Origin of the sequence: Bordetella genomosp. 9 (assembly GCF_002261425.1) — a bacterium.
Taxonomy (GTDB): Bacteria; Pseudomonadota; Gammaproteobacteria; order Burkholderiales; family Burkholderiaceae_B; genus Bordetella_C.
The window spans coordinates 3262742-3282836 of sequence record NZ_NEVJ01000003.1 but is presented as its reverse complement, the minus strand read 5'-3'; the positions used below and the strand labels follow the sequence as shown (position 1 = coordinate 3282836).

Genomic DNA, 20095 nt, shown 5'->3' with positions numbered 1-20095 from the left:
CATGACCCGAACCTTGCAAGACTGCTACATCGTCGCTGCCACCCGATCGCCGGTCGGCAAGGCGCCCAAGGGCGCGCTGCGCAACACCCGGCCGGACGAACTGCTGGCCGACATCCTGCGCGCCGCGCTGGCCCAGGCCGCCACGCTGGACCCCGCCGCCATCGATGACGCCATCATCGGCTGCGCGCGGCCGGAAGGCTCGCAAGGCCTGAACGTCGCGCGCATCGCCGTGCTGCTCGCGGGCCTGCCGGACCGCGTACCGGGCATCACCGTCAACCGCTTCTGCGCGTCCGGTCTCAGCGCCATCGCCATGGCCGCCGACCGTATCCGCGTCGGCGAAGCCGACGTCGTCATCGCCGGCGGCACCGAGTCGCTCAGCCAGGTGCCCATGATGGGTGTTGCTCCCTCGTTCTCGCCGCGCATCTTCGCCAACGACGAAGACGTCGGCATCGCCTACGGCATGGGCCTGACCGCTGAACGTGTGGCGACGCAATGGAAGATCACGCGCGAGGCCCAGGATGCCTTCGCCCTGCGGTCACACCAGCGCGCCATCGCGGCGCAGGATGCCGGCGAATTCGACGGCGAGATCACGCCCGTGCCCGTCGTCGCACGCCAGGCCGACCTGCAATCGGGCGAGATCGCCATCGCCCAACGCGAATTCCTGCGCGACGAGGGCCCAAGGCGGGATACCTCCATCGAGGCCCTGGCACGCCTGACACCCGTGTTCGCGGCGCGCGGCAGCGTCACCGCGGGCAACAGCTCGCAGACCTCCGATGGCGCCGGCGCGCTGATCCTGGCGTCGGAGCGCGCCGTGCGCGATCACGGCCTGACGCCGCTGGCGCGCTTCGTCTCCTTCGCCGTGCGCGGCGTGGCGCCCGAGCTCATGGGCATCGGCCCGCGCGAGGCCATCCCGGCCGTACTGAAGCAGGCGGGCTTGAGCCAGCAGGATATCGACTGGATCGAACTGAACGAAGCCTTCGCCGCGCAATCGCTGGCGGTCATCGGCGATCTGGGACTGGACCCGGAAAAAGTGAATCCGCTGGGCGGCGCGATCGCCCTGGGCCACCCGCTGGGCGCCACCGGCGCCATCCGTGCCGCGACCGTCGTGCATGGCCTGCGGCGGCGGCAGGCCAAGTACGGGATGGTGACGATGTGCGTGGGAACCGGAATGGGGGCGGCGGGGATATTCGAGCGGGTGTAGCGGGCATTGGCGCCGCTGCGCCGTCGTTGCTTCGTCGGCGCTCGTTCCCCGGGCCTGCTGCACGCGCAGCGGCGGGGGAAAGCCGGCTCGTCTACGCGCGCGCCGTCCTGGGTCGTCCCACCAGGCCCAGCGACAGCGCCGTGCCGACCAGGATCACCGCCGCGCCCAGCAGCATCGTCGCGGTCACGGTTTCGCCCAGCAGCAGCGTGCCCCACAGCACCCCGAACACGGGAACCAGGAAGGTCACGCTGACGGCAGCGGTCGGGCCGACGCTGGCGATCAGCCGGAAAAACATCACGTAGGCGATCGCCGTGCACACCAGCGCCAGGGTAATCGTCGCACCCCAGGCCTGAACCGAAACCGGCTGGGATGGCCACGTCCAGATCGCGAACGGCATCAACAGCAGGGCCGCGCTGACCATGCTGCCGGTCGCGCCGCTCAGCGCATCGACACCGGCCAGGTAGCGCTTGGTGCTGTTGGCGGCCACGCCGTAGCACAGCGGCGCCAACAAGGCGGCGATCACCGGCAGGCCCGTTCCGCCATCACTGAAATCGAACTTGTCCCAGACCAGCACCACGATGCCCATGAACCCGATGACCAGTCCCGCCACCCTGCCGGCAGGCAGGCGGTCGCGCAGCCAGATCCAGCCTATCACCGCGCCCCACATCGGCGTCACGGCATTCGATACGGAAAGGAAGCCCGCGCCCAGCCGTTGCGCCGCGTAGCCATACAGGAGGAAGGGCAGGGCGGCGTTGAAGGCGCCGACCCAGAGTATCGGCTTCCAATGCCGCAACATTGCCCGTATTCCGCCGCGCCACGCCAGCACGGCCAGCAGCGCCAGCGCCGCCAGTCCCACCCGCAGCTCCATCAACGGAGCCGGCCCGAACTCCGGGACCCCGATGCGCATGAACAGGAAGGAGCCGCCCCACACGGCGGCCAATACGAGCAGGTCTGTCAGGTCACGGCTGCGCATGGATCAACGCGGGTATGCCAGAGAGGGAACGCAGCATACACCTTCCGCCGGGCGGCGCGCTCCGGTTCCTGCCTGGGGCAGGCGCCTAAGTGAAGAAGGTGTGGTAGCCCACGAAGGCGAGGATCAGCACGGTGACGACGGCCCAGGACCAGCGCGAGTTCCGCAGGCCGTGCGGATCCGGCGGCGGGGGAGGCGGGGGCGGCGCCACGTGGGGCTGCGCCGCCATGTGGTCGATGAAGTTCAGGAAGAACTTCTGGACGATTTTTTCGGCGGCTTTCAGCAGCGTGCCTTCGCCCACTTCGGCCAGCTTGCCGCCGGCCATCGCGGCCAGCGTGTACGAAAGCCGGGTTCCGTGGTCCTTGGGCGTCAGGTTCACCTGGGCCGTGCCGATCGCCAGGCCGGCGGCATTGCCCTTGCCTTCGAAGACCAGGGTACAGCCGTGCGGCGCGTTCACGTCCGAAAGCAGGACTTCGCCCTGGTAGTCGGCGCCCAGGCCGGCGACCTTGGCGCGCACGGTGAAGGCATATTCCGTCGGGGACCGGCATTCGACGTCCACGCAGCCGGGTATGCACTGGCGCAGGACCGCGCAATCGGTCAGCGCTTCCCAGGTTTGATGCTGGGTAGAAGGAATCCATTGAGCATCGGAAATGCGCATGGCTGTCTCCTTATATTTGACCTTCTGAGGATCATTCTGGACCTGATTGCTGCGAAAGGCTACGGGGTGGAATACCAAGCGGGGGGCCGGGTTGCAACTGAACTTGCGCTGACGCCGAGATCTTGGGGCCGACGGGATATATCTAAATACGTCAGATGTGACAAAAATTTAGCCCGTGTTCCACGCCGACCGGGGAGCCCGGCGCCGGCCGCGATGAATAAGCGTTTACAGCTAAATTTTTGTATTGACTCAGTGACATACGGAAAGCATGCGGCGGGAAAGGCCATGCTGGAAAAAGAAGTAAAATCGTTGCGCCATCAATGGGGTAACGATGAGCTGCGCCGGAATAGTCTTCCGATCGCACGAAATGGTTTCGTGCAGCCGACCCTAAAAACCGGAAAAGAGTCCTAGGGGTAGGTAATACTCGATGCTTTATGTGTCCATCGCCTTTCTCGCGTCTGCCGCGTTCACGCTCTTGACGCTCAGGCTCGGACATTGGCACTTGCGCTATACCGGCGATACGGATTTGACGGGCGTGCAGAAGTACCACGTCCGCCCGGTGCCCCGCGTGGGCGGCATCGCCCTGGTGGTCGGCATGCTGGTGGTGGCGGCCGCCGCCGGATGGCGCGAGCCGGCGCTGGTGAAGCCCCTGCTCCTGCTGTTGCTCTGTAGTCTGCCTGCCTTCCTGGGCGGGCTGGCGGAGGACCTGACCAAGCGCGTGCGGGCCATCTGGCGCCTGCTGCTCGCCATGTTGGCCGGCACGCTGGCTTTCTGGCTGTTGAACGCCGCGGTGCTGCGCCTGGACATCATCGGCATCGATTGGCTGCTGCAATTCTGGTTCGTCTCGCTGCTGTGCACGGCCATCGCCGTCGGCGGCGCGGCGAACGCCATCAATATCATCGATGGCTACAACGGGCTGGCGGCGGTGGTTTCCATCATGATCCTCGCCGGCATGGCCTATGTGTCCTTTTACCTTGGCGACCGGCTTCTGGTGGTGGCGTCGATCGGAATGATGGGCGCGATCGGCGGGTTTCTGATTTGGAATTATCCGCGCGGCCTTATTTTCCTCGGCGATGGCGGGGCATATTTCATCGGTTACATGATAGGCTAATTATCCATATTGCTGCTGTATCGGCACCCGCATGTTTCGGCGTGGTTTCCGCTGCTGCTGTGTATTTATCCCGTGTTTGAAACCCTGTTTTCGATTTATCGCAAGCGATGGCTGCGCGGCCGTTCTCCCGGCATGCCGGATGGCGTGCATCTGCATATGCTGGTCTATAAGCGCCTGGTGCGCTGGGCGGTCGGTTCGACCGAGGCGCGCCATAAAACCCAGCGTAATGCGATGACTTCTCCCTATCTATGGGTATTGTCCTCGCTCGCCGTCATTCCGGCCGTGCTTTTCTGGCAATACCAATATGTGCTGATGGGATTCGTCGCGGCATTTTCCATTGTCTACATCATGCTTTACCGGACGCTGGTTCGTTTCGCCACGCCGCGTTGGCTGATGGTGAAGAAAGAGGCGGACGAGCCTTGATCGAGACCCCCTGCAGCGCGGCCACCATCAGCGCTTCCAGCGTCGTCACGGATGGGCCCGCCATCGCGCCCGGAACCGCCGCTGCCCACGTCGCCGTCCTGCTCTGTTCCTACAACGGGGAGCGCTTCCTGCGCGAGCAGCTCGATTCGATCCGGACGCAGACCCATATCGACTGGAAGGTGTGGGTTTCGGACGACGGATCCAGTGACGGCACGTTGAAAATCCTCTCGGAATATAGGCGGGATTGGGGGCCGGACAGGCTGGAAGTGCTGCGCGGCCCTTCACGCGGCTTCGCGGCCAATTTCCTGTCCCTGGTCTGCCGGCCGGAGATCGACGCCGATTATTTCGCGTACGCGGACCAGGACGACGTGTGGGCGCCGGAAAAGCTGGCGCGCGGCCTCGCGGGGCTGCGGGCGCTGGCGGTCCAAGGGCCCGCGCTCTACTGCGCGCGCACCGAACTGGTCGACGAGCAGGGCGGAGCGCTGGGGCTTTCACCTCTCTTTACACAAAAGCCGGATTTCCGGAACGCACTTGTGCAGAATGTGGGCGGCGGCAACACCATGGTGTTCAACGCAGCGGGCAGGCGGGTCCTGATGGCGGCCGGCCCGGACGTGGACGTGGTCGCGCATGACTGGTGGACCTATCTCGCGATCACGGCGGCCGGCGGCCGGGTCGTCTATGACCCGGTGCCCAGCCTGTTGTATCGTCAGCATGGCGGCAACCTGATTGGTTCCAATCAGGGGCTGTCGGCGCGGCTGCTACGCCTGCGCATGCTCATGCAAGGGCAACTGCGACGGTGGATAGATGCCAATGTGGCCGGTATACGCCGCATTACGGCGCAATTGCCGGCCGCGCAGCAGCAGATCTTCCTGGAATTCGATGCATCCCGGCACGGTGGTATCGTACGCCGCCTCGTCGGGCTGAAGCGTTCGGGCGTGTACCGGCAAACCCTTGCCGGCAATATCGGTCTTATCGTGGCCGCTTTTTTCAAGAAACTATAGATATGACGATACTGGTGACAGGTGGCGCGGGCTTTATCGGCGGAAATTACGTGCTGGATTGGTTCGCGCAAACGGACGAAGCGCTGGTCAATGTCGATAAATTGACCTACGCGGGCAATCTCGAAACCCTGGCCACGCTGGCCGGCCGGCCGGGTTATACCTTCGTCAAGGCCGACATCGGCGACCGCGAGATAATCGGCCAATTGCTGCGCGATCATAAACCGCGCGCGGTGGTCAATTTCGCGGCGGAATCGCACGTCGACCGCTCCATCGACGGCCCGGGCGAGTTCATCCAGACCAATGTCGTCGGCACCTTCAACCTGCTTGAAAGCGTGCGCGGCTACTGGTCGACGCTGCCGGAAGCGGAAAAAGCCGCCTTCCGGTTCCTGCACGTGTCGACGGATGAAGTCTATGGCTCGCTGGAGGCCTCCGACCCGCCTTTCGCGGAAACCAACGCCTACGAACCCAACAGTCCCTATTCGGCGAGCAAGGCCGCGTCCGACCATCTGGTCCGTGCATGGCACCACACGTATGGCCTGCCTGTCCTGACGACGAATTGCAGCAATAACTACGGCCCCTATCATTTTCCCGAGAAACTGATTCCGCTCGTTATCCTGAATGCCGTGAACGGCAAGCCGCTGCCTATCTACGGCGACGGACAACAGATCCGCGACTGGCTTTACGTCAAGGACCACTGCTCGGCCATCCGCACCGTGCTGGCCGGCGGCAAGCTTGGCGAGACCTATAACGTAGGCGGCTGGAACGAGAAGGCCAACCTGGACGTCGTCAAGACGATCTGCGGGATACTCGATGAGTTGCGTCCGCGCGCGGACGGCCGCTCCTACGCCGAACAGATTACCTTCGTGCGCGACCGCCCCGGACACGACCGGCGCTATGCTATCGACGCAGGAAAGATCGAACGCGAGCTGGGCTGGAAACCGGCGGAGACCTTCGAAACGGGCATCCGCAAAACGGTGGCCTGGTATCTGGAGAACACCGGCTGGACGGCCAACGTCCAGAGCGGTGCGTATCAGCAGTGGCTGGACAAGAACTACACGGGCCGCGAACAGTGAGAATACTGCTGTTAGGCAAGAATGGTCAGGTCGGCTGGGAGCTGCAGCGGGCGCTGGCGCCGTTGGGCGAACTGGTCGCCCTTGGGCGGGAAGCCATGGACGCCGCCGGCCATACGCTATGCGGCGACCTGTGCGATCTGGACAGCCTGGCCCGGACGGTTCGCGCGGTGCGGCCCGACGTCATCGTCAATGCCGCTGCCTATACGGCCGTCGATAAAGCCGAAACCGATGTGGAACAGGCGGAGTTGCTGAATGGCCTGGCGCCAGGCGTTCTCGCGCGCGAAGCCGCCGCATCGGGCGCGCTGCTCGTGCATTATTCCACCGACTATGTCTTCGACGGCTCTGGAACAAAGCCGTGGAGCGAGACCGATGCCACCGGGCCGGTCAGCGTGTATGGGCGTACCAAGCTCCAGGGTGAGCAAGCCATCGTGGCGGCGGGATGCCGTCATCTGATCTTCCGTACCAGCTGGGTCTATGCCGCGCGTGGCGGCAATTTCGCCAAAACCATGCTGCGGCTGGCGGGCGAGCGCGACGCTTTGTCGGTCATCGACGACCAGAAGGGCGCGCCGACCGGGGCGGACCTGATCGCCGATGTCACGGCGCATGCCATGGTTCGCGCGGTTGGCGACCCCGCTCTTTGCGGTCTTTATCATCTGGTGGCGGCTGGCGAGACATCCTGGAATGAATACGCCAGACTGGTCTTGAACGTCGCCCTGGCGCGCGGCTTCGATTTGAAGGCCACGCCGGATAAGGTCGCCCCGGTGCCCACCAGCGCCTACAAGACGGCAGCCCGCCGCCCCCTGAATTCACGGCTGGACACAGCAAAGTTGCGTGGCGCCTTCGGTGTGTCCCTGCCTGCCTGGCAGTCGGGCGTCGAGCGCATGATCGCTGAAATTTCCGAGAACAAACCATGACCGTCCAACGACAACGTAAAGGCATCATCCTCGCCGGTGGCTCCGGTACCCGGCTCTATCCGGTCACGAAGGCTGTGTCCAAGCAGTTGCTGCCTATCTATGACAAGCCGATGATCTATTACCCGCTCGCGACATTGATGCTTGCGGGACTGCGCGACATTTTGATCATCTCCACCCCGCAGGACACTCCCCGGTTCCAGCAATTGCTGGGGGACGGCAGCGAGTGGGGCGTCAATCTGCAATATGCCGTGCAGCCCAGTCCTGACGGCCTGGCGCAGGCGTTCATCATAGGCAAGGATTTCCTGGACGGCGCACCGTCGGCACTGGTGCTGGGCGACAACATTTTTTATGGACATGACCTGCATGTCCAGCTGGAAGGCGCCATGAAGCGCGATGAAGGCGCGACGGTGTTTGCGTATCACGTGCACGATCCGGAGCGCTATGGCGTGGTCGATTTCGACACTTCGGGGCGGGCCACGTCGCTGGAAGAAAAGCCCAAGCAGCCCAAATCCAATTACGCGGTGACCGGCCTGTATTTCTACGACAGCCAGATCATCGACATTGCGGCCAATCTCCAACCGTCCGCGCGCGGCGAACTCGAGATCACCGATGCCAATCGTATCTATCTGGAGCGGGGCCAGCTGTCCGTGGAAATCATGGGCCGCGGCTATGCCTGGCTGGATACCGGAACACATGAAAGCCTTATCGAGGCCAGCAATTTCATTGAAACGATAGAACACCGCCAGGGTCTGAAAGTGGCGTGCCCTGAGGAAATCGCCTACCGCCAAGGTTTCATCGACGCGGCGCAGCTGGAAAAGCTTGCGCTGCCATTGGCAAAGAACGGCTACGGGCAATATCTTATGCGGCTGTTGAAGAACGAGGTTCGTACGTGAAGATCACTCCCACCGCCATCCCTGATGTTCTGGTCATCGAACCGCGAGTATTCGGCGACGATCGCGGTTTCTTTTTTGAAAGCTTCAATCGGCGGCAATTCGCCGAGGCTGTCGGCCGCGATGTCGATTTCGTACAGGACAACCACTCCCGTTCGGTACAGGGTGTCCTGAGGGGATTGCACTACCAAATTTCGCAGGCGCAGGGGAAGCTGGTGCGAGCGGTGATAGGCACCGTGTATGACGTGGCGGTCGACGTGCGCAAATCGTCGCCCACCTTCGGCCAATGGGTCGGCGAAACGCTCAGCGCGGAAAACAAGAAAATGCTGTGGATCCCTGAGGGATTCGCGCATGGGTTCCTGGTGCTGTCCGACACAGCGGACTTCCTGTACAAAACGACCGATTATTACGCGCCGCAGGCGGAGCGCACCATTGCATGGGACGACGCCTCGTTGTCCATCCAGTGGCCTCTCGATCAGCTGCGGGGCGCCGAAGTCCGGCTGTCGGACAAGGACAAGCTGGGATTGAAGCTGGCCGACGCCGACCTCTTTGAATGAACCGAGCGACTCAAGCAGGCAATCCGTGGAAGGACAAGCTGCTCAAACCACTGCGGCTTGTGACGTCGTTGCGGCGCGGCCTGCGCCAACTGGGAGGTGCACGCAATGTCATGCGCAAGGCGTGGGCCATGTATCGCCGCGACGGCGTGGCTGGCATTCGTCAAGGCCTGACGTTCATCAGCACCCTCGTGTCCGGTCGTTCGTCGCTGGACAGGAACAACTACGAAAAATGGGTCGCGCGTTATGACACCGTGACCGACGAGACGCGGCAGGCCTTGACGGCTGCCGTGGCGCAGATGCCCCTGCGGCCCACCATTTCGGTGCTGATGCCGGTATACAACCCCGACCCGAAGTGGTTGGTGGCCGCGATAGAGTCCGTTCGCAAGCAGATCTATCCCGATTGGGAATTGTGCATCGCGGATGACGCGTCCGGGGATCCACGCATCCGCGAAACGTTGGAGCAATACCGGGCCAAGGATGCACGCATCAAGATCGTGTTCCGGGATCGCAATGGACATATTTCCGCCGCGTCCAACTCCGCGCTGGAATTGGCAAGCGGCGAATGGATATGCCTGTTCGATCACGACGACCTTCTGAGCGAGCACGCGCTGTTCTGGATCGCCGAAGCCATCGCCACGCATCCTGGCGCGGGACTGGTGTATTCCGACGAAGACAAGATCACGGAAAAGGATGAGCGGCGCGAGCCGCACTTCAAGCCGGACTGGAACTACACATTATTCCTGTCCTATAACCTGATCAGCCATCTTGGCGCGTATCGGACCGCCGCGGTGAAGGCTCTAGGTGGTTTCCGTCTGGGTTACGAGGGCGCTCAGGACTACGATCTCGCCTTGCGCTATGTGGAAACGCTGCGGCCGGAGCAGATCATCCACGTTCCCCGTGTTCTCTATCATTGGCGCATCCATGCCAGCAGCACCGCGCAGGCGGGGGATGCCAAGCCTTATGCGCTGGTGGCGGGCGAAAAAGCGCTGAACGACCATCTGGGCCGCATCGGCGTGCGGGCGCGCGCGACGCTGCAACCGCGTGGCTACTATCGGGTCCACTATGAGCTGCCGGAAGCTTTGCCGCTGGTGTCGCTGATCATCCCGACTCGCAATGGCGAGGCTCTGGTGCGGCAATGCATCGACAGCATCCGCGAGAAGACACGGTATACGAACTACGAGATCATCCTGGTGGACAACGGTTCGGACGATCCCGCGGCGCTGCGATATTTCGGCGAGCTGGCGCGTACCGATGGCGTCACCGTTGTGCGGGACGACAGGCCTTTCAACTATTCGGCATTGAACAACCAGGCCGTGGCCATGGCGCGCGGCGAGTTCGTCGCGCTGGTGAACAACGATATCGAAGTCATTTCGCCCGATTGGCTCGAGGAAATGGTGTCGCTGGCCCTGCAACCCGGCATCGGCGCCGTGGGCGCGCGACTGCTTTATCCCAATAACCTGCTGCAACATGGCGGCGTGATTTTGGGATTGGGCGGCATTGCCGGTCATGGCCACAAGCATTTCCCGCGCAATCATCCTGGGTATTTCTTTCGTGCGATCCTGACACAGGAAATGTCCGCGGTCACCGCGGCCTGCCTGCTTGTGCGCAAGCAGATTTACCAGGAAGTCGGCGGGCTGGAGGAAAACAAACTGTCGGTGGCCTTCAACGACGTGGACTTCTGCATACGCCTTCGTCAAGCGGGATATCGAAATGTCTACGCCGGCTATGCCGAGCTGTACCACCATGAGTCGGTCACGCGCGGCTTTGAAGATACCCCCGAGAAAAAGGCCAGGTTCAAGGCCGAATCGGAATACATGAAATCCACGTGGCCCGGCATCCTGGCTGCCGACCCCGCGTACAGCCCCAACCTGACCCGCGACTACGAGGATTTCTCCTATGCGTGGCCGCCCAGGATTGCGGCCACGCCGGTCATTCCTTCGCTGCACGGGTGAATGATGTCTGAAATGAAGAAGCCTGCCCATGTCGTTGTGGACCTCGACGGGACACTGGTTCTCACTGACATGCTGGTCGAGAACCTGTTCCTGTTCCTGCGCATGCATCCATTACGGGTGTTTGCACTGTTTCGGTGGCTGCTGAAAGGCAAGGCCTATTTCAAGACGCGGCTGGCGGACGCGGTGCTGCCTGACGCGACCCGCCTGCCCTATAACGAAGCCGTGGTGTCATGGCTGCACACGCGGCGTCGGGAAGGGGCGAAGCTGGTGCTGGCCACCGCATCCGACCATCGCATTGCCCGGCGTGTCGCGGATCATCTGACTTTGTTCGACGAGGTATTGGGGACAGACACCGGTGTGAATCTGTCGGCGTCCCACAAGCGCGATGCGCTGGTCGCACGGTATGGTCCGCGCGGTTTCGAGTATGTCGGCAATGCCACGCCGGACCTGAAAGTATGGGAGGCGGCCTCTCGCATACACGTTGCCAATGCGGGAAGCGGTGTATTGAATGCGGCGCGCAAGCTGGGCACGGTCGGCGAGGTCTTCGATAATCGCCAGCGCTATTTCAAGGTGCTCGCGAAGGCGCTGCGCGTGCATCAGTGGGCCAAGAATGTTCTGGTGTTCGTGCCCTTAGTGGCTTCGCACAAAGTCTTCGACGTGCAATTGCTGCTGGCGGGAGCTGTCGCGTTCCTGGCCTTCAGCCTTTGCGCCTCCAGCGTCTATCTGCTGAACGACCTGCTGGACCTGCAGGATGACCGGCTGCATCGCAGCAAGCGCTTCCGGCCGCTGGCTGCGGGCTCCATGCCCATCATGCACGCATTGGTCATCATGCCGTTGTTGCTGGTAGGGGCGGCGGTCATGGCGGCCATCCTGCTGCCGTGGCAATTCCTTGCCGTTCTAGCGGTGTATTACGTGCTGACGCTGGCGTACTCCCTGCGGTTGAAACGGGTCGTGATGCTGGACGTGGTCACCTTGGCCATGTTGTACACCGTGCGTGTGATCGCGGGCGCGGCTGCCCTGGCGCTCGCGCCCACGTTCTGGATCCTGGCGTTCTGCATGTTCGTCTTCCTGAGCCTGGCCTTCGTCAAGCGCTACACGGAATTGCGGGACGCGCGCCTGGAGGGCCGCGTGCAGAAGGCCGCGGGGCGCGGCTATTACCCTTCCGACTTCGAACTGCTCGCCGCCCTGGGCGGCGCGGCGGGATATATCTCCGTCCTGGTCCTGGCCTTGTACATCAACGATGCGAGCCACTGGGAGCTCTATCGCCATCCGGAATGGATGTGGGCGGCCTGCCCCCTGTTGCTGTTCTGGCTGAGCCGGGTCTGGCTGCTGGCCCACCGAGGCGAAATGCATGACGATCCCATCGTCTTCGCCTTCCGCGACCGGCTAAGCCGATGGGTCGGGGCCCTGTTCCTGTTGTCCTTCGCGGCAGCGAGCTTCTGATGGCGGCCCGCTTGTCCTGGGGGCGTTATCCGCGGCGACTGCAAGCCGCGGATGCGCCGTCCTGGCCTTGGGAAGTGGCGCCCCTGCTGGCGCGCCACGTCGAAGGCGCGGTGGGTCGCACCCTGGCATACGGCTGTGGCCGCAGCTACGGCGATTCCTGCCTGGCCGAGTCCGATCGCGTCATCGCCATGCGCGGCCTGGACAATTTCATCGAAGCCGACTGGAATACCGGCAGGGTGTTCGCCCAGGCTGGCGTCACCCTGGCGGAACTGATCGACCTGGGCTTGCCGCGCGGTTGGTTCCCGCCGGTCACGCCCGGCACCAAGTTCGTGACATTGGGTGGCGCCGTCGCCAACGACGTCCACGGAAAGAACCATCACGTCATGGGTACGTTCGGCCAGCACGTCCGCCGTATCGTATTGGAGCGCACCGACCGCGGCCAGGTGATCTGTACCCCTGAGCAAAACGCCGATCTCTTCTCGGCGACGATAGGCGGACTGGGTCTGACCGGGATCATCCAGGCGGTAGAGCTGCAGCTGCGTCCCGTCGGTTCCGGCATGATTGCGCAGCGGTCGATACGGTTCGGCGCGCTTGACGAGTTCTTCGCGCTCAGCCGGGAGCACGATGCCGCCCACGAATATACCGTCGCGTGGATCGACTGCCTGGCCACCGGACGCGCCATGGGACGCGGCCATTACATAAGCGGGGACCACGCCCCTCGCGGTTACCGGCTTCCAGCGAGGCCTGGACGCCTCTCCATACCCGTGGACCCGCCTTTTTCGCTGGTGAACGGGCTGACGCTCAAGGGATTCAATTCCCTGTATTACCACCGGCAGCGGAGGCGGGAGCGACGTTCGCTGGTTGGATATGATCCGTTCTTCTATCCGCTGGACAAGCTGTTGCACTGGAACCGCATGTATGGGCGGCGCGGCTTTCAACAATATCAATGCGTCGTCCCGGCGTCCGACGCGGAGCCGGTGATCGGCGAGATACTGCGGGAGATCGGCCGCAGCGGCATGGGATCATTCCTGGCGGTGTTGAAGCAATGCGGCCCGGCGCTATCGCCTGGATGGATGTCTTTCCCCATGCAGGGTGCCTCGCTGGCGCTGGATTTTCCGCAGCGCGAACCGTCGATCGGCCGCCTCTTCGGCCGGTTGGACGCCCTGGTGGACGAGGCAGGCGGAAGGCTATATCCCGCCAAGGACGCCCATATGAGCGCGGCACATTTCAAGCGGGCCTATCCCGCCTGGGAAAAGGTGGAAGCGGTGCGCGATCCTGTGTTGATGTCCCACTTCTGGAAACGTGTGGCCCTATGAGTCTGAATATAGTCATTGTCGGCGCAACCTCGGCGATCGCGCAGGCGGTCGCCCGTCGCTACGCCCGCGAGCAGGCCTCCTTCTTTCTGGTCGCTCGCGATCGGCAAAAACTCGATTTGGTCGCCTCCGACTTGCAAGCGCGTGGCGCGGCGCGGGTTCAGACCTATTGCATGGACGCGACCGACTACGCGGGCATCGAGGCCATGTGCATGGCCGCGTGGCAGGCCCTGCCGCCGGTGGACGTAGCCTTGGTTGCGCACGGCACGCTGCCGGACCAGACGCGAACCGAAACGGACTGGGAGTATGCGTTGAGGGAGTTTCGGACCAATGGTGAAAGCGCGATCGCATTTCTGGCTGCGCTTGCCAATCGCTTCGAGTCGCAGGGCCGGGGCGTACTCGCGGTCATCGGATCCGTCGCGGGCGATCGCGGGCGAGGCAGCAATTATCTCTATGGCGCGGCGAAGGCGGCCATCGGCGCCTATGCATCCGGGTTGCGTGCGCGCATGTTTAAGGTCGGCGTGCACGTTTTGACCATCAAGCCAGGATTCGTCGCGACGCCCATGACGGCGGGGTTGGACCTGCCCACGAAACTGACCGCGCAACCGGACAAGGTCGCCGCCGACATCGTTCGCGCCATCAGCCGGCGCAAGGACGTGCTTTACACGCCGGGGTTCTGGCGCTTGATCATGACAGTGATCCGGCTGCTGCCGAGTTTCATACTGAAGCGCAGCAACCTGTGATCGTGTCTCGCATGCAATGTATCGACACGACAAATCACGAAACCGCTGCGTAACGCCCCTGGCTTTGCTGGGGTTTGCGCTACTGCTCGTCGGCGCGCGCTGGTGGCTGATTCACCACCATGGCAGTCCTGTGCCGTATTGGGACCAATGGGATGGCGAGGCCGCAACCTTGTATGGACCTTACGTCAAGGGCGACCTCAGCTGGGCCATGCTATTCGAGCCGCATAATGAACACCGTATCCTGACCACGCGGCTTTTTGCGCTGGGGCTGTTCATTGTCAATGGCTCGTGGAATCCACTGCTGCAGATGGTCCTGAATGCTGTGGTCATCGTTGGCGTGCTGGTATTGCTGCTCTCTTACCTAAACCAGGCGCTCTCGCAATGGCAGCGCTGGGCGCTGCTGATTTTCTGTCTGGTCCTATTCTGCATCCCGTACGCCTGGGAAAACACCTTGGCAGGCTTTCAGACGCAGTATTACTTCAATCTGCTATTCAGCTTCATTGCCTTGTGGCTGCTGGTGGGAAGTCCTTCATTTTCCAAGGCGTGGTGGATAGGGCTAGGCTTTGCCATCCTGGCATGCCTGTCGCTGGCGTCGGGGTTGTTCTCATTGGCCGCAACCGTGCCCGTCACGGCCGCGCAATGCATATGGGGGCAACGCCGCAAGGGGACCGGCGCGACGGCTGCAATGCTGCTCGCGGCGTTGTTTGTGATTGGGTATGCTCTCACACCGGATGTGGCCCAGAACGCCGAGATGAAGGCGCACTCCATAATGGAGTTCGTGCATGCCCTGAAGGTCGGCCTCAGTTGGCCCGGAAAGCCGCAGCTCCTGATCGCCACGGTTCTGCAGATACCCGCCGTTGCTTATCTGGTGCTGCAATGGCTTCGGCGCCGGGAGCCTGTGGCGACAGTGCATTGGTTTCTTATCGCATTGATCGTGTGGGTATGGGGCCAGGATGTCAGCCTGGCCTACGGCAGGTCCGTCTTGGTGCGCAGTTCTAGGTACCTTGATCTGTATGCGATCGGGTTGCTGGTCAATTTTGTTTGTTTGATGTGGTCCCTGGGGCAAGCCAGGTGGCGGCGCGCGGTTCGCGCCGCGGTCTGCGTGATCTGGGTGATCTACGTCGCCTTCGCGATGTACAAGCAATGGGGCCGTATCGAAGAGCAATTGGCGGACAAGGTGGCGAATAGCATGACCGAGTTGAGTAATGTGCGGGGATACCTGAAGACGGGCGACAAGAGTTTCCTGTTCGGCAAGGCGCTGCTCGATATCCCGTATCCCAGGCCTGACCGCCTGCAAGGCCTGTTGGACGATCCTGCCATACGAAGTACCCTGCCGGCTGCCATAATGCCGGCTGAAGATAAGCCACGCCACAAGGGCCGACTCGATGCCCTTGTACAAGAATTGCTTGCGCACGCATTTGTAGCGATGCTCATAGGAGCACTGGCGCTTCTTGCAGCGTGCGTATCAAGAGTGCGTGAGAGCAATATGCCGGGTGTATCCCGGCAATCTGGGAAGATTGAATGAAGACGGAGAAAATCGTTCTGCCGGGCGGCGCGGGCCTGGTGGGCCAGAACCTGGTGGCAAGACTGAAGGCGCGCGGCTACACCAATATCGTCGTATTGGACAAGCACCGGGCCAATGTCGAAGTATTACGGCGCGTGCAGCCCGATATCGTCGTCGAGTTCGCGGACATCGCCGAACCAGGCACATGGATGCGCCACATCGAGGACGCCGCTGTCGTCGTCATGCTGCAAGCACAGATCGGTGGAAACGACTATCGCGACTTCCAGCGCAACAACGTGGATTCCACGCGGTTGGTGCTCGAAGCAATCAAGGCAGGCAGCGCCCCCTACCTGGTGCACATCAGTTCATCGGTAGTGGAATCAGTGGCCGATGATTTCTACACGCGCAGCAAGCGTGAACAGGAACGCCTGGTGCTGGATAGCGGCGTCCCTTGCCCCATCCTGCGCCCAACGCTGATGTACGGTTGGTTCGACCGCAAGCACCTGGGCTGGCTGGCCCGCTTCATGAAAAAAGTACCCGTGTTCCCGATTCCTGGAGACGGGCGCTTCATGCGGCAGCCGCTCTATGCGGGCGATTTCTGCGACATTATTATCAACTGCATCGAGCAGCGGAAAGGCCCAGGGATATTCAATATCTCTGGGCAGGAATACATTGACTACATCGATATCATCCGCAATATCAAGCGGGTGACCGGCGCCCGCGCGGCGATTGTCAAGATACCGTATGGACTTTTCCATTTCCTGCTGAGGACCTGGGCAATCTTCGATAGCAATCCGCCGTTCACCACCCAGCAGTTGGAGGCCCTCGTCGCCAAGGACGAGTTCGAGATCATCGATTGGCCCGGTATTTTCGGCGTCCGATATACGCCATTCGCGCAGGCCATTGACGAAACCTTCAACGATCCTCGCTACAGCCAGATCGAATTGGAGTTTTGACATGAGCAGCGGAGCGGGCAAGCGTATCGCGGTATTGGGAGCGGGGCCCATGGGCCTGGCGGTGGCCTATCAGTTGGCCAAGGACGGCTATCACCCAGTCGTCTTCGAAGCCGATGATCGCATAGGGGGCATGACCGCCGCCTTCGATTTCGATGGGCTGTCCATCGAGCGTTACTACCATTTCCATTGCACTTCGGACACCGCCTTCCTACAGATGCTGGACGAGCTTGGTCTTTCCAGCAAGATGCATTGGGTCGAGACGAAGATGGGGTATTTCTATCAGGGGCGCGAGCAGCCCTGGGGGAATCCTCTTGCGCTGCTGCGTTTCAAGGGCCTGGGGATGGTGGCCAAGTTCCGCTACGGCCTGCATGCATTCCTGTCGACCAAGCGCAAGGACTGGCGGCCGCTCGACAAGCTGGAGGCAACTGGCTGGATAAAGCGCTGGGTAGGCAAGGAAGCCTACGAGGTGTTGTGGCGCAAGCTTTTCGATCTCAAATTCTATGATTACGCGGAAGGCCTGTCCGCCGCCTGGATATGGAGCAGGGTGCGTAGAATCGGCCGGTCACGCTACGACCTGTTTCGCGAGAAGCTGGGTTATCTGGAGGGCGGCTCCGAGACGCTGCTCCAGGCCATGCGCGCCGATATCGAAGCACACGGCGGCGAGTTTCGGCTGGGCGCGCCGGTGTCGCGCGTCGTGCTGTCGGAGGGTCGCGTGCAGGGTCTCGAAAGCAGGGGCGAATTCCATGCTTTCGATACGGTGGTCAGCACCGTGCCGCTTCCCTTCGTCCCGCGCGTCATCCCCGACCTGCCGGCTGATGTGCTCCAGAAATTCAAGGACATCCGGAATATCGCGGTGGTGTGCGTGATCGCGAAATTGCGCAAGCCGGTCACCCGGAATTTCTGGTTGAATACCAACGACCCCGGCATGGACATCCCGGGCGTCGTCGAATACACCAACCTGCGCCCCCTGAAAGACACGGTGGTCTACGTACCGTTCTATCTCCCGGGCGAACATCCCACTTATCAGGACCCGGATGAGGTCTTCCTTGCGAAAGTGAGGGGCTACCTGAAGAAAATCAATCCTGATCTGACGGACGCGGACTTCATCGCCATGCGGGCGAGCCGCTATCGGTATGCCCAACCGATATGCGATCCCGGCTATCTGGACAAGCTTCCGCCGGTCGCCTTGCCGATTACGGGTCTATTCGTGGCGGACACCTCCTACTATTACCCCGAGGATCGGGGTATCTCCGAAAGCATCGGGTTCGGTCGCAACATGGCGAAGATGGCCGAAGGCGCGGGTGGGGCATGAGGAAGCTGCTGGGGCTCTTAGCCAGCCCGTTCGGCCGCTTCCTTATAGCAGGCGGGATCGCTGCGGCTGCGAATTACGGGTCGCGCTTTGCCTTCAGCCTCTGGCTCCCCTACGCCTGGGCCATCGTCTGCGCGTATATCGTCGGGATGATCGTAGCCTTCGTGCTTATGCGGACACTCGTATTCGATGCGCGCGAGGGGCGCCTGGGTCCACAGGTGGCCAAGTTCACCGCTGTGAACCTATTGGCGGTACTGCAGACCCTGGTAATCAGTATCGCGTTAGTGCGGTGGGTGTTCGGCCCGCTTGGCGTGCCGCACGCCCAAGCCATCGCCCACTTGATCGGGGTGTTGTTCCCTATCGGGACGAGCTACATTGGGCACAAAATGGTAACGTTCAAGTAGCTGGTGAGTTGTCAACGCCGGTCAGAACTGACCGCTGGCCGGTGTGGGCGGCGCGGTAATCAGACTCCCTCGGACTGGAGGGGGTGAGGCGAATTGCCAAGGAGCGCCGCCGCGTCAGCTCGGACACTTTAGTGCCCGAGCATCTGCTCTTCCATTTTTAATACACAGCGTTGCTCATCGAGGCCGATATATTGCTCCACCATGTGTGCGCAAAGCATCGATGGAAGTGGCGAGATACTGCTTCAATGCAGCGCGGTTATCACCCATATAGAGAGCATCGAAATCCTCGTTGACGATCTCTAACGCCGGCACATTGGACGCGATTTTCTTCTGAACCATCACGAACGTAGGTTCCTGGTATCTAGCATAGTCAATCCTCCACACATAATTATGGACGGCGGCTATCCCGAAGAATGCAGCTACGAGCAGCGATGCACCCTGCGCCATGCGCTTCGATACAGATAGAGCGATCCAGGCAAGGGCCGGAATTAACGCCGCGAGATAACCGTAATGGCCGTCGAATCCGGAGTTCCATTGCCCTTGTCCTGCGCGCCCTTTCGCGACGGCGGCGATCAACATAAACGATGCTACCCAGACAGATCCAAGCGCAGCCCCGAAAGGTGTTTTGTACGCTCGCGTTCTGATGTAACTCCAGAGCCCTGCAATGCAAAGCGCCGCTATGACGGCCCACTTCAATAACTTATGTGGGGACGCCCACTGCGACAGACTTGCTGCCGACATCTGCCAAGAGAAGCGAAGAATCTGGAACAGAGTAGCCAGTTCATCGCTGACGGGCGACGGTCGCCATAATGCAATCACGAGGATGCACGAGGCCACGCCGGCAATGAGCACGGCCCACACCGACAACCCAAAGCGCGGACGATTGAGGAAAATGTACATTCCAGTCCCAGCGAGGCATATCAGGGATAATACGACGCCATTCATGCCGCACCAAGAGCATGCGAACATGACCCAGAGGGCTATCGCCATGTCTCTCTGACGCCCATGGGCTTGATACACGGATACGAAATAGAGAAACGCTGCCGCACACAAAATGCAGGAGAGGAACTGGAAGTTAAAGCCTATAAATGTCCACGATGCTCCAAATATACAGAGCAGGAATGGAATCGCTAGGTCTCCCAGACTGTTGTGCCCGCGATAGTTCTTCGCGGCTAGAACCAGGAAGACCGCAGCAGCGCCAGCAGCCAGGAAATTCAGTGCGACCAGATAGCGAAAGTCATAGCCGGTTGCCCATAGAAGGCTGGCGTGCAGAAGTTTCTGGATAGGGATGCGGTGGTCGTTGTGGAGCTGGAAAAGATACTCAACGAAGCTCCAGTTGAACCCCTTGATGAAAGGCGAGATGTACCACCAATCATCGATGTAGGGGAACACCCGCATTCTCCGCGCGACTTGGAGAATGCCCATCAGGGTTGCGGCGGCGCAGATTACCATACACAGCCAAGTTAGGGCGTGCAAGCGTATGTGGGCAATGACCTTGGCCACTTCTTATCCTTTATTCTGATTCATTGAGGCCGAATGATAGCGCTGTACGGGATCATCCTTGATATGGTAGAGCTTCAAAAGGTCGTACCGGCGGGAATGAGCAACACCGCTCGAGGCGACTCAGCTCGACTCTAAGCCGTCAGCGCCGTAGGCTGCGGCCTCGAGGTCGA

18 protein-coding genes and 1 pseudogene are annotated in these 20095 nt (G+C 61.6%); 16 read left to right on the top strand and 3 right to left on the bottom strand.

The features are described 5' to 3' along the window. The first annotated feature begins 1 nt into the window (after position 1). A complete protein-coding gene (locus tag CAL26_RS25975; RefSeq protein WP_094849500.1) occupies positions 2-1201 on the top strand; it encodes an acetyl-CoA C-acyltransferase in 1200 nt (399 codons plus the stop codon). A 91-nt stretch (positions 1202-1292) separates the two neighbouring features. Here CAL26_RS25975 and CAL26_RS25970 read toward each other — a convergent pair whose 3' ends face one another. Together CAL26_RS25970 and CAL26_RS25965 are read right to left on the bottom strand one after the other, a co-directional pair. Continuing rightward, a complete protein-coding gene (locus CAL26_RS25970) occupies positions 1293-2174 on the bottom strand; it encodes a DMT family transporter (protein ID WP_094849499.1) in 882 nt (293 codons plus the stop codon). 85 nt (positions 2175-2259) lie between these two features. Beyond that, a complete protein-coding gene (locus CAL26_RS25965; protein WP_094849498.1) occupies positions 2260-2829 on the bottom strand; it encodes an SRPBCC family protein in 570 nt (189 codons plus the stop codon). Between the two features lie 285 nt (positions 2830-3114). On the opposite strand from CAL26_RS25965, the gene CAL26_RS28760 reads away from it, so the two are divergent. From CAL26_RS28760 to CAL26_RS25895, 15 genes and pseudogenes are all read left to right on the top strand, one after another. Beyond that, positions 3115-3240, top strand: a complete 126-nt coding sequence (locus CAL26_RS28760; RefSeq protein WP_256988590.1) for a hypothetical protein — start codon at positions 3115-3117, stop codon at positions 3238-3240. A 16-nt stretch (positions 3241-3256) separates the two neighbouring features. Next, positions 3257-4363: pseudogene (locus tag CAL26_RS25960) on the top strand (MraY family glycosyltransferase). Further along, positions 4360-5364 (top strand): glycosyltransferase family 2 protein, encoded by a 1005-nt coding sequence (locus CAL26_RS25955; protein WP_218831580.1) that lies wholly within the window; start codon positions 4360-4362, stop codon positions 5362-5364. The pseudogene CAL26_RS25960 and the gene CAL26_RS25955 overlap by 4 nt, the downstream one beginning before the upstream one ends. A 2-nt stretch (positions 5365-5366) precedes the next feature. After that, positions 5367-6437 carry a dTDP-glucose 4,6-dehydratase gene (rfbB, locus tag CAL26_RS25950; protein ID WP_094849497.1) on the top strand — a complete coding sequence of 357 codons (1071 nt, stop codon included), beginning with the start codon at positions 5367-5369 and terminating at the stop codon, positions 6435-6437. Continuing rightward, complete coding sequence (gene rfbD / locus CAL26_RS25945) at positions 6434-7351, top strand: dTDP-4-dehydrorhamnose reductase (protein WP_094849496.1); 918 nt, start codon at positions 6434-6436, stop codon at positions 7349-7351. The genes rfbB and rfbD overlap by 4 nt, the downstream gene beginning before the upstream one ends. Then, the gene (rfbA, locus tag CAL26_RS25940) at positions 7348-8244 is read left to right on the top strand and encodes a glucose-1-phosphate thymidylyltransferase RfbA (protein ID WP_094849495.1); all 897 of its coding nucleotides are present in this window, start codon (positions 7348-7350) and stop codon (positions 8242-8244) included. The genes rfbD and rfbA overlap by 4 nt, the downstream gene beginning before the upstream one ends. After that, positions 8241-8798 carry a dTDP-4-dehydrorhamnose 3,5-epimerase gene (gene rfbC, locus CAL26_RS25935; RefSeq protein ID WP_086067427.1) on the top strand — a complete coding sequence of 186 codons (558 nt, stop codon included), beginning with the start codon at positions 8241-8243 and terminating at the stop codon, positions 8796-8798. The genes rfbA and rfbC overlap by 4 nt, the downstream gene beginning before the upstream one ends. Before the next feature lie 110 nt (positions 8799-8908). After that, positions 8909-10750, top strand: coding sequence for a glycosyltransferase family 2 protein (locus tag CAL26_RS25930; RefSeq protein ID WP_373454526.1), 1842 nt, complete (start codon positions 8909-8911; stop codon positions 10748-10750). 12 nt (positions 10751-10762) lie between these two features. Then, on the top strand, positions 10763-12193 hold the full coding sequence (locus tag CAL26_RS25925; RefSeq protein WP_218831579.1) for a UbiA family prenyltransferase: 1431 nt from the start codon (positions 10763-10765) through the stop codon (positions 12191-12193). Continuing rightward, on the top strand, positions 12193-13509 hold the full coding sequence (locus CAL26_RS25920) for an FAD-binding oxidoreductase (protein WP_094849493.1): 1317 nt from the start codon (positions 12193-12195) through the stop codon (positions 13507-13509). The genes CAL26_RS25925 and CAL26_RS25920 overlap by 1 nt, the downstream gene beginning before the upstream one ends. Then, positions 13506-14249, top strand: a complete 744-nt coding sequence (locus tag CAL26_RS25915; protein WP_094849492.1) for an SDR family oxidoreductase — start codon at positions 13506-13508, stop codon at positions 14247-14249. Before CAL26_RS25920 ends, CAL26_RS25915 begins: the two co-directional genes overlap by 4 nt. A gap of 16 nt (positions 14250-14265) precedes the next feature. After that, the gene (locus CAL26_RS25910; protein WP_143277500.1) at positions 14266-15774 is read left to right on the top strand and encodes a hypothetical protein; all 1509 of its coding nucleotides are present in this window, start codon (positions 14266-14268) and stop codon (positions 15772-15774) included. Next, entirely contained in the window at positions 15771-16709 is a 939-nt protein-coding gene (locus CAL26_RS25905; protein ID WP_094849490.1) for an NAD-dependent epimerase/dehydratase family protein, read from the top strand. Before CAL26_RS25910 ends, CAL26_RS25905 begins: the two co-directional genes overlap by 4 nt. A 1-nt stretch (position 16710) precedes the next feature. Then, positions 16711-18021, top strand: a complete 1311-nt coding sequence (locus CAL26_RS25900; RefSeq protein ID WP_094849489.1) for an NAD(P)/FAD-dependent oxidoreductase — start codon at positions 16711-16713, stop codon at positions 18019-18021. After that, positions 18018-18422 (top strand): GtrA family protein, encoded by a 405-nt coding sequence (locus tag CAL26_RS25895; protein WP_094849488.1) that lies wholly within the window; start codon positions 18018-18020, stop codon positions 18420-18422. Before CAL26_RS25900 ends, CAL26_RS25895 begins: the two co-directional genes overlap by 4 nt. A 174-nt stretch (positions 18423-18596) precedes the next feature. Here the strand turns inward: CAL26_RS25895 and CAL26_RS25890 are convergent, their stop codons facing one another. Beyond that, positions 18597-19925, bottom strand: coding sequence for a hypothetical protein (locus CAL26_RS25890; RefSeq protein WP_094849487.1), 1329 nt, complete (start codon positions 19923-19925; stop codon positions 18597-18599). Positions 19926-20095: the final 170 nt, after the last annotated feature.

Bases quoted from the DNA above. Each gene is read 5' to 3' on its own strand.
- CAL26_RS25930 (WP_373454526.1), top strand. From the start codon at position 8,909: ATGCGCAAGGCGTGGGCCATGTATCGCCGCGACGGCGTGGCTGGCATT.
- CAL26_RS25910 (WP_143277500.1), top strand. From the start codon at position 14,266: ATGTATCGACACGACAAATCACGAAACCGCTGCGTAACGCCCCTGGCT.
- CAL26_RS25920 (WP_094849493.1), top strand. From the start codon at position 12,193: ATGGCGGCCCGCTTGTCCTGGGGGCGTTATCCGCGGCGACTGCAAGCC.
- CAL26_RS25970 (WP_094849499.1), bottom strand. From the start codon at position 2,174: ATGCGCAGCCGTGACCTGACAGACCTGCTCGTATTGGCCGCCGTGTGG.
- CAL26_RS25925 (WP_218831579.1), top strand. From the start codon at position 10,763: ATGAAGAAGCCTGCCCATGTCGTTGTGGACCTCGACGGGACACTGGTT.
- CAL26_RS28760 (WP_256988590.1), top strand. From the start codon at position 3,115: ATGCTGGAAAAAGAAGTAAAATCGTTGCGCCATCAATGGGGTAACGAT.
- CAL26_RS25965 (WP_094849498.1), bottom strand. From the start codon at position 2,829: ATGCGCATTTCCGATGCTCAATGGATTCCTTCTACCCAGCATCAAACC.
- CAL26_RS25905 (WP_094849490.1), top strand. From the start codon at position 15,771: ATGAAGACGGAGAAAATCGTTCTGCCGGGCGGCGCGGGCCTGGTGGGC.
- CAL26_RS25900 (WP_094849489.1), top strand. From the start codon at position 16,711: ATGAGCAGCGGAGCGGGCAAGCGTATCGCGGTATTGGGAGCGGGGCCC.
- rfbA (WP_094849495.1), top strand. From the start codon at position 7,348: ATGACCGTCCAACGACAACGTAAAGGCATCATCCTCGCCGGTGGCTCC.
- CAL26_RS25915 (WP_094849492.1), top strand. From the start codon at position 13,506: ATGAGTCTGAATATAGTCATTGTCGGCGCAACCTCGGCGATCGCGCAG.
- CAL26_RS25975 (WP_094849500.1), top strand. From the start codon at position 2: ATGACCCGAACCTTGCAAGACTGCTACATCGTCGCTGCCACCCGATCG.
- rfbB (WP_094849497.1), top strand. From the start codon at position 5,367: ATGACGATACTGGTGACAGGTGGCGCGGGCTTTATCGGCGGAAATTAC.
- CAL26_RS25895 (WP_094849488.1), top strand. From the start codon at position 18,018: ATGAGGAAGCTGCTGGGGCTCTTAGCCAGCCCGTTCGGCCGCTTCCTT.